Source organism: Phytobacter sp. V69 (assembly GCF_965644215.1).
In the GTDB taxonomy this organism is placed as follows: domain Bacteria; phylum Pseudomonadota; class Gammaproteobacteria; order Enterobacterales; family Enterobacteriaceae; genus Phytobacter.
The window spans coordinates 1-5,923 of record NZ_CBFFRL010000146.1; the positions used below are offsets into that span (position 1 = coordinate 1).

The 5,923-nt window shown below is 50.5% G+C and carries 5 protein-coding genes, 1 tRNA gene and 2 pseudogenes; 4 read left to right on the plus strand and 4 right to left on the minus strand.

The features are described from left to right. Positions 1 to 76: 76 nt before the first annotated feature. Both ACSZPU_RS18225 and bglJ read left to right on the plus strand, forming a co-directional pair. Positions 77 to 487 (plus strand): annotated as a pseudogene (locus tag ACSZPU_RS18225) (helix-turn-helix domain-containing protein); the annotation flags it as partial. Further along, positions 487 to 1,112 (plus strand): annotated as a pseudogene (gene bglJ / locus ACSZPU_RS18230) (DNA-binding transcriptional activator BglJ). The pseudogenes ACSZPU_RS18225 and bglJ, both read left to right, overlap by 1 nt. A 43-nt stretch (positions 1,113 to 1,155) precedes the next feature. On the opposite strand, the gene ACSZPU_RS18235 reads toward bglJ, so the two are convergent. Then, complete coding sequence (locus ACSZPU_RS18235) at positions 1,156 to 1,614, minus strand: YbaK/EbsC family protein (RefSeq protein ID WP_499001626.1); 459 nt, start codon at positions 1,612 to 1,614, stop codon at positions 1,156 to 1,158. Between the two features lie 337 nt (positions 1,615 to 1,951). Here ACSZPU_RS18235 and ACSZPU_RS18240 point away from each other — a divergent pair, with 337 nt between their 5' ends. Next, positions 1,952 to 3,295: a PTS sugar transporter subunit IIC gene (locus ACSZPU_RS18240; protein ID WP_499001628.1), complete on the plus strand. Its 1,344-nt coding sequence runs from the start codon at positions 1,952 to 1,954 to the stop codon at positions 3,293 to 3,295. A gap of 54 nt (positions 3,296 to 3,349) precedes the next feature. On the opposite strand, the gene fhuF is transcribed toward ACSZPU_RS18240, so the two are convergent. Both fhuF and ACSZPU_RS18250 read right to left on the minus strand, forming a co-directional pair. Then, positions 3,350 to 4,141: a siderophore-iron reductase FhuF gene (gene fhuF / locus ACSZPU_RS18245; protein ID WP_499001631.1), complete on the minus strand. Its 792-nt coding sequence runs from the start codon at positions 4,139 to 4,141 to the stop codon at positions 3,350 to 3,352. A gap of 104 nt (positions 4,142 to 4,245) precedes the next feature. Then, the gene (locus tag ACSZPU_RS18250; RefSeq protein WP_499001633.1) at positions 4,246 to 5,310 is read right to left on the minus strand and encodes a GGDEF domain-containing protein; all 1,065 of its coding nucleotides are present in this window, start codon (positions 5,308 to 5,310) and stop codon (positions 4,246 to 4,248) included. 253 nt (positions 5,311 to 5,563) lie between these two features. Here ACSZPU_RS18250 and ACSZPU_RS18255 point away from each other — a divergent pair, with 253 nt between their 5' ends. Further along, entirely contained in the window at positions 5,564 to 5,803 is a 240-nt protein-coding gene (locus ACSZPU_RS18255) for a DUF1435 domain-containing protein (RefSeq protein WP_499001635.1), read from the plus strand. Positions 5,804 to 5,836: 33 nt separating this feature from the next. Here the strand turns inward: ACSZPU_RS18255 and ACSZPU_RS18260 are convergent. After that, positions 5,837 to 5,922, minus strand: a tRNA-Leu gene (locus ACSZPU_RS18260). Between the last annotated feature and the right edge of the window lies 1 nt (position 5,923).

The window sequence follows — 5,923 nt, forward strand, 5'->3', positions numbered from 1 at the left end:
TTATCGGTAGTTAACCCTTCCTCCTACACTCTCCACAATCATGTCCGAGCGTTGCACTTATTATCTGAATTCGCGGCTTTCTGACAGAGAGCCCGTGGAAGGCGTGATAAATGCTATTCGCGCTGGTGATGAAAGTGCAGAAAAAATTAGCCAGACTTTATTATCGGCAGATTTTATCGATATGGATGAATCACCGAATAAGCTGGATTCTCTGACGCTTTCTGAACGAAAAGTATTCCGTCTGCTGGGAAAAGGGTGGGGCATTAATCAAATCGCGATGCTACTTAAAAAAAGCAATAAAACGATCAGTGCGCAGAAAAACAGCGCCATGCGCCGTCTGTCATTGCGCAGTAACGCGGAAATGTATGCGTGGATTAATAGCGCGCAGGGTGCCAAAGAGCTGAATCTTGTGTCGGCGTATGGAGAGCAATCAGAATGGAAATCAGTGCCGGGAAAAAGCATGTTGCCGTCATCGAGAGGTGCATGATGAGTGCGACTGGCCTGCGCCATTTATTCGCATCGTCAGTCATGAAGGCTTATCACTTTCATTTTTTTAACGATCATAAGGCATTTACCGAAGCGCAGAAAAAGACGACTTTTTTTCAGTGATTTACTCGTTATCGAGTATGCGGGAACTTCGACGGGAGTGTCTGCTTTGTTTGCATACGCTGTCGATGGCAAGCCCGGGTATTCAGCGGATCGTGCTGGCAGATGACGACCGTGAAGCGCGCCTGGTCAGCCGACTCTCTCCGTCACGGTTGCACGGCGTGTTAAGCAAATCGGCGTCGTTGCCTATTTTGCTTGGTCATATTGGTACGCTTCTGGGGGAGACCCGTCGCATCAATGAGAATGTAGTCAATCATTGGTATGTCAGTCAGACTCGTACGCTGAGTCCGACCGAGCGCGCCATTTTACAATGCATGACGCGTGGCCTGTCGTTGCCGGAAATTGCCACGCATCTGGATCGCAACATCAAGACCATCCGGGCACATAAATTCAACGCCATGGCCAAACTGGGCGTGAACTCCGACGTGGGCTTGTTGAATGCGGCGGATATCCTGACATGGGTGCCTGGAGTAGCGGTATTGAAAGGGGCCAAATCCGCGGCGTAACCCGTCTTATAAGTGCCAGGTCAGTGGCCTGGCACTTACTTTGTTACTCACAAACGTCAACCCACTTCGCGTGCGTCAACTGTGCCATCCGCTCCGGGGAAATACGTACTGCACTATGGATTGCGCCCGCAGCCGGGAGCACTTCTTCATAGCGTTTTAGTGAGACGTCGCAGTAAACGGCCAGCGGGTTTTCCAGCCCGAACGGGCACACGCCGCCAACCGGGTGGCCAGTTAGGGTCACCACTTCATCGCTACTGACCATTCTCGCCTTTGCGCCAAAGGTGGATTTCAGTTTTTTGTTGTCCAGGCGGGCATCGCCTTTTGCGACAACTAACACCACGTCGTTTTTGATTTTGAGCGATAACGTTTTAGCTATCTGACCGGGTTCAACATTGTGGGCGGCAGCAGCCAGTGCGACGGTCGCGGTACTTTGATTGAGCTCGATGATGTCAATATCGGGGGCGTGATCGGCAAAAAATTGCCTGACAGACTGCAAACTCATTTTCTTCTCCTGAACATAATCTTCAATAATCTGTCACAACCCTGTGATCCCTGTAAATATTTTGTCAAAACAATCCCGTTACCACTCGTTTCACGATCACCTTCACAATCGCGGAAACCGGTTACAGTAACCGGTTGCAGTGTTTTTCTTCGGGGTTAATACTGATTTTGTCACTTCCTCTGTCCCGATAATCAATAAGAGCCGTCTATGAAACGTATCCTGCTTCGTTGTAATGCTGGTTCGTTAGCCAGCATGGTCTTAAACCCAAAAAATGGATTGCTGCATGGCAGCATATTCGCTGTTGCGCTGAATTATATAGACTGACAGGAGAGCCGCTATGTCTGCCAATAATGCTGTGTTTAACGTGATTTTTCGCTTTATCGAAAACTACGTCAGCCCTGTCGCCGGGCGGATTTCTTCCCAACGTCATGTTATGGCAATCCGCGATGGTTTCATCTCGGCTATGCCATTTATGATAGTCGGTTCTTTCCTGCTGGTTTTTGCCTATCCGCCATTTTCGCCGGATACCACATGGGGCTTCGCCCGCGCGTGGCTCGATCTGGCTAAGCAATATGAAGGGCGTATTCTGACGCCGTTCGACATGACGATGGGCATCATGTCTATCTACATCTGTGCGGCTATCGCCTACAACCTGGGCAAGCACTATGTGAAGTCGCATCAGCTCGATCCCTTCATGTGCGCCATGCTGTCGCTGATGGCCTTTTTGCTGGTTGCTGCACCCAAAACCAATGGCACGTTACCGGTGGATAGCCTGGGCGGTACCGGGATTTTCACCGCGATTCTGGTCGCCGTGTACTGTGTGGAGATGATGCGTTTCCTCAAGGCGCATAATATCGGCATTCGCCTGCCTGACCAGGTGCCACCGATGATCAAAAACTCCTTTGACCTGCTGATCCCGGTGCTGGTGGTTGTGCTGACGCTCTACCCGTTAAGCCTGCTGATTCAGACGCATTTCAACATGCTGATTCCGCAAGCCATTATGGCGCTGTTCAAACCCCTGGTCTCCGCTGCGGATTCTCTGCCGGCGATTTTACTGGCGGTGCTGATCGGCCACCTGCTGTGGTTTGCCGGGATTCATGGCGCGGCGATTGTTTCTGGCATGCTGCAGATGTTCTGGCTGACAAACCTGGGGCTGAACCAGAGCGCGCTGGCTCAGGGGGCTCCGTTGCCACACATCTTTATGGAAGCCTTCTGGACATTCTTTATCGTCATTGGCGGTTCTGGTGCGACCATGGGACTGGTGTTCTGCTATCTGCGCAGTCGCTCGGTGCATTTACGTTCCATTGGTCGTTTGAGTATCGTTCCCAGCATGTTCAACATTAACGAGCCGGTTATCTTCGGTACGCCAATCGTGATGAACCCGGTGTTCTTTATTCCGTTCCTGCTGGCACCGCTCGTTAACGCCATCATTGCCTGGGCGGCGATGAAAATGGATCTGATTGGTCGTGTGATTTCGGTTGTACCCTGGACCGCGCCAGCACCGATTGGTGGGGCCTGGGCGCTCGGCTGGGATTTCCGCGCCGCTATTCTTGTGGTGATCCTCGCCTTTATCTCCGCCATCATCTATTACCCGTTCTTTAAAGTGTACGAGAAGCAGTTGCTGGAACAGGAAGCAGAAGAGGCGCAGCGCGCAGAAGAAGAAAGCCAACAGGTGGCCTGAATAAAAGCAAAAAGGCAACGAAAGTTGCCTTTTGTTGTATTTGGCCGCATGGCGCTATTTTTTTAGCGTACAGTCTCCGCACTGCTGGACATCCGGCAGGCGGTATCGCTGGCAGCAGGTACGCCTGACCAGCAAGCCATCCTGGGTAACGACAGTTCGCCATAACGGATTGTCGCTACCGTCTGCAAGCTGTCTTTCGAAGAAGCAGAACTGGCGCAGTGCATCGACGCGCGCATCACCCAGCAGCGGCTTCATTTCGCCAAAACACCAGTTAATCAGATAGCCCGTATTGCTCCAGATAAGCTTACCGTTGATCTCACCCGTGGCTTCCAGCGCTGCTACGACGGGACACATCGCCTGAGTAATTAACGCCTCGATACGCGGGATATCGCCCTGAGCCGTCAGCGCCTCATCCTGTTGCACATCCATCCAGAAGCACGCCGCGCGGCCGGTTTCGTGAAACTCGACGTGCAGATGCTCAGGAGAAAGATCGAGAGCGATTTTTTGCGTTAACAATGCCACCAGTAGTGGTGGCACCATCAGGCCGAGATACCACTGCGCCCACAGGGACATCAGCGGTTTGCCTTCATGCGGCAGATCCGGCTGCTTCTGGTAGATATGATTGGCGTAGATTGTTTGTAGTGAATGGATACGGGCAGGTCGCGACCATTCCGCCAGCGTTATCGCCTGTTGCGGAGGCAGTTCGTTCAGTTTGATGAAATCGAGAAGATGCGGACGCAGGCGGGCAAGGGTGTCACGCACCGCAGTCGCCAGCGTGTCGGTCTCGGCAAAAAGCCTGACCCGACGGATCACGAATTCATTAACGGGTGCGCAACGATAAGCCATAGTGCCAGCAAGATGGAAATCTAAATGATAATGATTGCCAATCCTAGCCAGAGGCCTGGCCTATAGCAAGATGTTTATCGTAAACTCAGGCTGAATAAGCCGAATTATGCGAGCTGCAGATCACCGCTGACGAGAATGCTGTTACGACCCAGGTGTTTTGCTTCATACAACGCTTTGTCTGCTTTATCGAGTGCGCCATCAATATCGCCATCTTCCAGCGGTGCAATGCCAATGCTGACGGTGACGTTGGTCGCCACACTCTCGTTAAACATGTGCGGGATTTTCAGGTCGTAAACGTGTTGGCGAATGCGTTCTGCGGCAACGCGAGCACGCTCTAGGTCGACGCTATTTAGCAGGATCAGGAACTCTTCACCGCCAAAGCGGGCAACAACGTCGCGGGAGCGCACGGCATTTCGAATGGCGGCAGAAACCCGAATTAATGCCTGGTCACCCATCATATGGCCATAGTGATCGTTGTAGGCTTTAAAGTGATCGATATCCAGCAGCAGTACGAAACGGGTTCCGTCATCAAGTGCCAGCAGATTATCGAGCTTGTTTTGCAGGCCACGACGGTTGTAGAGGCCGGTAAGGGGATCCTGCATACTCAAATCATTCAATGTCTTACGCTCCTGCAACAGGCGGTACATTAATGCCTGTGAGAAGTTGTCGTTACGCTTTTGAATCACATGCTGGATGGCGATGCCAACCATCGGCAACGCAAATGCGTAGACAATCCGCAACGCTATTTCACCGCTGCTTAACAAGAAGCAGCCAATGAACGCGGGGAAAGAGTGCAGCATAAATGCGATGATATTATTAGAAAAAGCGAGTGAGCCAATAAATAAAACACTTAATAGGGCGATAAGTAGGTAGGTCGAATCATTATATCCTAATGCCGTAGATTTAATAATGATATGCCATGCCCACATGCAGCCAAATAAAAATGAGACCAGTGTTATATTTATTTTCTTTTTTGGAAATTTCCAGTGCCAAAGCAGGCCGAGCACGCTTGAGCTAAGGATCAGGCATAAGGGAAGCGTAAACGCACGCAGGTTATAAAGTGGCAGTGCGATAGAAAAAAGGGCCGAGATGGCATTAAGTAACAAGAAGAGTCGTACAGATAAACGATATTTCTTGTTACAAAGGGATTGCCAGGAATGTGCTGTCATATTTAAAAAAAGTCGTTATTAATCTGCAATATATAATTTAACTGGTTGCCAAAGTGAAAAATAACGCGAAGTAAATTGCCGCGAAAAAAATGCAATTGTTAGAATTAGTTAAGTGGCGCTTAATTTATCACCTTCGGGAATCGCTGTCACCAGAAGATGAGTAAAGTTCGTACCGTCTCGATGCGCTATACTGACAAATGAGAAAATATATCATATGATATTGGTTATCATTATCACTATGAGAGTCTGAACCATGTTGCAACGTACGCTGGGCAGTGGATGGGCTATCTTGTTATCCGGTTTAATCGTCGCCGCGTTGGCCTTTGCGGGTCTCTCCGTGAGCGCCTGGCGTACGGTCATTGTCGTGGGGCTATTACTGACGCCCGCCATGCTTTATCACAAGAGATTACGTCACTTTGTTCTGCTGCCATCGGGCATTGCACTGGTCGGGGGAATCATGCTGGTGATGCTGAATTTGAAGCTGATGATGTAACACGGAGGTCATACAGGGAGGTTATAAGATATTTGGTGCGAGGGGGGGGACTCGAACCCCCACATCCGAAGGACACTAACACCTGAAGCTAGCGCGTCTACCAATTCCGCCACCTTCGCC